At 67.7% G+C, this 3,799-nt stretch carries 5 protein-coding genes; 3 read left to right on the top strand and 2 right to left on the bottom strand.

What is annotated here, in order from left to right; all coding sequences use genetic code 11:
* The coding region (locus ACFR9S_RS15110; protein WP_379818983.1) for a DUF255 domain-containing protein at positions 1 to 625 on the bottom strand (625 nt) is incomplete at its 3' end.
* Positions 626 to 825: 200 nt separating this feature from the next.
* Here ACFR9S_RS15110 and ACFR9S_RS15105 point away from each other — a divergent pair.
* Both ACFR9S_RS15105 and ACFR9S_RS15100 read left to right on the top strand, forming a co-directional pair.
* Complete coding sequence (locus ACFR9S_RS15105; protein ID WP_379732174.1) at positions 826 to 1,146, top strand: hypothetical protein; 321 nt, start codon at positions 826 to 828, stop codon at positions 1,144 to 1,146.
* A gap of 57 nt (positions 1,147 to 1,203) precedes the next feature.
* A complete protein-coding gene (locus ACFR9S_RS15100) occupies positions 1,204 to 1,719 on the top strand; it encodes a DUF5815 family protein (protein WP_379732173.1) in 516 nt (171 codons plus the stop codon).
* On the opposite strand, the gene ACFR9S_RS15095 is transcribed toward ACFR9S_RS15100, so the two are convergent.
* Complete coding sequence (locus ACFR9S_RS15095; RefSeq protein WP_379732172.1) at positions 1,716 to 2,042, bottom strand: hypothetical protein; 327 nt, start codon at positions 2,040 to 2,042, stop codon at positions 1,716 to 1,718. The genes ACFR9S_RS15100 and ACFR9S_RS15095 overlap by 4 nt on opposite strands.
* A gap of 114 nt (positions 2,043 to 2,156) precedes the next feature.
* Between ACFR9S_RS15095 and carB the strand changes: the two genes are divergently transcribed.
* Positions 2,157 to 3,799: carbamoyl-phosphate synthase large subunit (gene carB / locus ACFR9S_RS15090; protein ID WP_379818982.1), on the top strand; the 1,643-nt coding region annotated here is incomplete at its 3' end.

Raw genomic sequence — 3,799 nt, 5'->3', positions numbered from 1 at the left:
AGCGGAAGAAGCCGCCGGCCACGTCGTCGTGGAGGTGGTCCCGGATCGCGTCGAGGGTACGGAGGGCCTGATCGCGCTCGCGTTTGAGCGCGAACTCGACGGTGCGGGCCAGCGGGAACTTCGCGCTCTCGCCCCAGCCGGCGAAGCGGTCGTCGAACTTCTCGCCGAGCTGGCCGGCGAGCTGCTCCTCGATCGCGGCGTCGACCTCGCCCGCGGGCGGGAGGTCGCCCGAGAGCGCGCGCGGGACGCGCCCGGCGTCGTCGCCCTTCTCGGCGTAGTTCTCGGCCACGCGGTCGAGCACCTGCCGCATCCCGTCGGGCGCGAGCGCGGTCGCCGTCGAGAGCACCTCGCCGTCGGGCGTGAGGAAGACGGTGGAGGGGAAGCCGCCGGCGGCGTAGCGCTCGCGAACGCGGGGGTGGCGGTCGGCGTCGACGCGGATCGGGACGTAGCGGTCGTTGACGTTGGCCGCGACGTTGGTGTCGGCGTAGGTGGTGGCGTCCATCTCGTGGCAGTCCACACACCAGGTCGTCGAGAGCGAGAGCAGTACGGGTACGGAGCGTCGGCGCGCCTCGTCGAAGGCGTCCTGCCCCCACTGACGCCACTCGACGCGGGTCTCCTCTTGCATGCTTCGTGGTCGGGCTGTTTGGAGGTAAAGACTGTCGAACGCGGGACTGGGAAACACCGCGACCGCAGGAAGCGGAGGTAAACAGTCCCGAAACGGGAACGGCGAACGGAGTGAGCCGTGAGCGGCGGGTCCGGAACGTCAGAGAGCGACGCGACTGACCGGCCGAGCAAACTATCCCGCCGCCGCTCCTACCCCCGCGTATGTCCGACGACACGAACGTCGAAATCGACGTGGAGGTCGAAGTCGAGGTAGACAGCGAGGAACTCGAAGTCGAGGCCGGCGACGAACGCGAGATCGAGGCCGAACTCGAGACCGACGGGATCGAGGTCGAAGTGGAGTTGGAGATCGAGGGGGGCGAACGCGAGGACGAGGAAGACGAGGAGTCTGACGACGAACACGTCGCCGCGGAGATCGAGGTGACTGACGAGGACGACGACGGCGCGACGGAGGTCTCGATCGCCGACGACGACGAGGACGACGGCGGCAAGACGTTCGAGGTCGGTTCCGACGAGGAGGAGTAACGTCGAACACAGCCCGGGAGCGGCGACCTTTTAGCCCGCCAGCCCCCTCTCTCGACCATGGCTACGGCAGGCGGCGAGCGACTGGAGCTACCCTGTGGCGAGACGGTCGCGCTCACGTCGCTCGACCTCGGGATGCGCGAACTCGACTGTGACTGCGGGGAGGCCCACGCGGTCGTGATGGACATGCACCCGCCGACGCGGTTCTTCCCGGAGTTCCTGGTGGAGACGCTCGACGACGTGGTCGAGACCACCAGCGAGGAGATGCCGGACTTCGGCACCCCCCACCTGATGGGGATGGTAATGGAGGAGTTCCCCGAGCAGATCGCGGTCGCCGACGCGGCCGACGAGGGCGACGTGGGGTTCGCGATGGTGTGGATCTCCCAGTTCGACTCGCGACGGCTCCACGAAGTGGTGGTGGAACTGGTCGTCGAGATGATGGAGCACGCGGTCTCCCACGCCGAGAGCGAGCGCGCGATGACGGAGTTCGAAGAGAAGATGCTGGAGTTCGACGTGACGGAGTTCGTCGACCAGTACCGCGCCGAGCGGGATCTGGACCCCGAGCCGTACGTCTAATCCTCGACGCGCTCCAGCACGACGCCCTCCTCGAACCGCCCCCGTTCGGCCGCCTTCTCCTCGCGAACGCGTTTCAGCACGTCGTCGTCGATATCGAGACAGTCCTGAATCGCGGTCAGCACCTCCCGCACGTCGGCGAGTTCGTCGGCGCTCGGCTCCTCGCGGAGTTCGTTCACCTCTTCCTCGAGTTTCTCGAACAGCCGCTCCTCGTAGGCGTCGCCGTCGACGACGTGGGTGACGGGCGTCTCCCCGTCGGCCTCGATCACCCCGGGCACGTCGTCGCGGACCAGTTTGTCGTACTCGCGGGACACGCCCGTCGCCACGGCTGTCGTCCCAATCGCGCTTTCGATCGGGTGCGGTTACGAAATTCGTAATCTCTCTTCGGACCTCGTAGATATTCGCCGAGCTTATTACGATTCACGTATTCCGGATGAGTAATGACGGACACCGGCAGTGACGACGGAGCAGTGGTCCCGGAGCCAGTCACAGACGGCGGCGGACCGTCGCCGTCGACAGACGCGACAGACGGCGGCGACGCTGGCGCGGGCGAGGGTCGGACGATCCTCCTGATCGGCTCCGGCCCGATCCAGATCGGGCAGGCCGCGGAGTTCGACTACTCCGGCGCGCAGGCCTGCCGGGCGCTGCAGGAGGAGGGCGCCGAAGTGGTGCTCGTCAACTCCAACCCGGCGACGATCATGACCGATCCCGAGACGGCCGACCGGGTGTACGTCGAACCCATCACCCCCGAGGCCATCGCCGAGGTGATCCGGAAGGAACAGCCCGACGGCGTCATCGCCGGCCTCGGCGGCCAGACCGGGCTGAACGTCACCGCCGAACTCGCCGAGCAGGGCGTGCTCGAGGAGCACGACGTGGAGATCATGGGCACGCCGCTGGACACGATCTACGCGACCGAGGACCGGGACCTGTTCCGCCAGCGTATGGAGGACCTGGGGCAGCCGATGCCCAAGTCGACGACCGTCACCCTCGATGAGGGCGAGTCGGCGACCGAGATGGGCGAGGCAGAACTCAAAGAGCGCGTCGAGGACGCCGTCGACGAGGTCGGCGGCCTCCCGGTGATCGCCCGCACCACCTACACGCTCGGCGGCTCCGGATCGGGCGTCGTCCACGAGATGGACGAACTGCTCGAACGCACGCGCAAGGGACTCAGGCTCTCGCGCAACGACGAAGTCCTGATCACCGAGTCCATCTCTGGCTGGGTCGAACTGGAGTACGAGGTGATGCGCGACGCGGGCGACTCCTGCATCATCATCTGCAACATGGAGAACCTCGACCCGATGGGGATCCACACCGGCGAGTCGACGGTCGTCACACCCTCGCAGGTGATCCCCGACGACGGCCACCAGGAGATGCGCGACGCGGCGCTCGAGGTGATCCGCGACCTCGGGATCCAGGGCGGCTGTAACATCCAGTTCGCGTGGCGCGACGACGGCACGCCCGGCGGCGAGTACCGCGTCGTCGAGGTGAATCCGCGCGTCTCCCGCTCCTCGGCGCTGGCGTCGAAGGCGACGGGCTACCCGATCGCCCGCGTGACCGCGAAGGTCGCGCTCGGCAAGCGACTCCACGAGATCGACAACGAGATCACCGGCGAGACGACCGCGGCGTTCGAGCCGGCGATCGACTACGTGGTGACGAAGGTGCCCCGCTGGCCGATCGACAAGTTCCCCGAGACGGACTTCACGCTCTCGACGGCGATGAAGTCGACCGGCGAGGCGATGTCGATCGGGCGGACGTTCGAGGAGTCGCTGCTGAAGGCGCTCCGGAGTTCCGAGTACGACCCCGCGGTTGAGTTCGACGCGCTGGAGGACGAGGAGCTTCGCGAGGGCTACCTCGAACGCCCCAGCCCCGACCGCCCGTACGCGATGTTCGAGGCGTTCGAGCGCGGCTTCTCCGTCGAGGAGGTCGTCGAGGCCACGGGCATCTACGAGTGGTACGTCGAGCGGTTCGCCCGCATCGTCGACGCGAGTCAGGAGGTCGTCGACGGGGAGTTCACGCCCGCGGCGGTCGCCGGCTTCACGAACGCGGAGATCTCCGCGCTCGCGGGCAACGTGTTCGAGGACAG

It is taken from the genome of Halolamina salina, from assembly GCF_042678005.1.
GTDB classification, from domain to species: domain Archaea; phylum Halobacteriota; class Halobacteria; order Halobacteriales; family Haloferacaceae; genus Halolamina; species Halolamina salina.
The sequence above is the reverse complement of the archived record's forward strand: the minus strand, read 5'-3'. Positions and strand labels throughout refer to the sequence as shown.

What these genes read in the sequence shown, in the direction of transcription:
- ACFR9S_RS15105 (WP_379732174.1), top strand. Translation starts at nt 826, where the DNA reads ATGTCCGACGACACGAACGTCGAAATCGACGTGGAGGTCGAAGTCGAG.
- ACFR9S_RS15100 (WP_379732173.1), top strand. Translation starts at nt 1,204, where the DNA reads ATGGCTACGGCAGGCGGCGAGCGACTGGAGCTACCCTGTGGCGAGACG.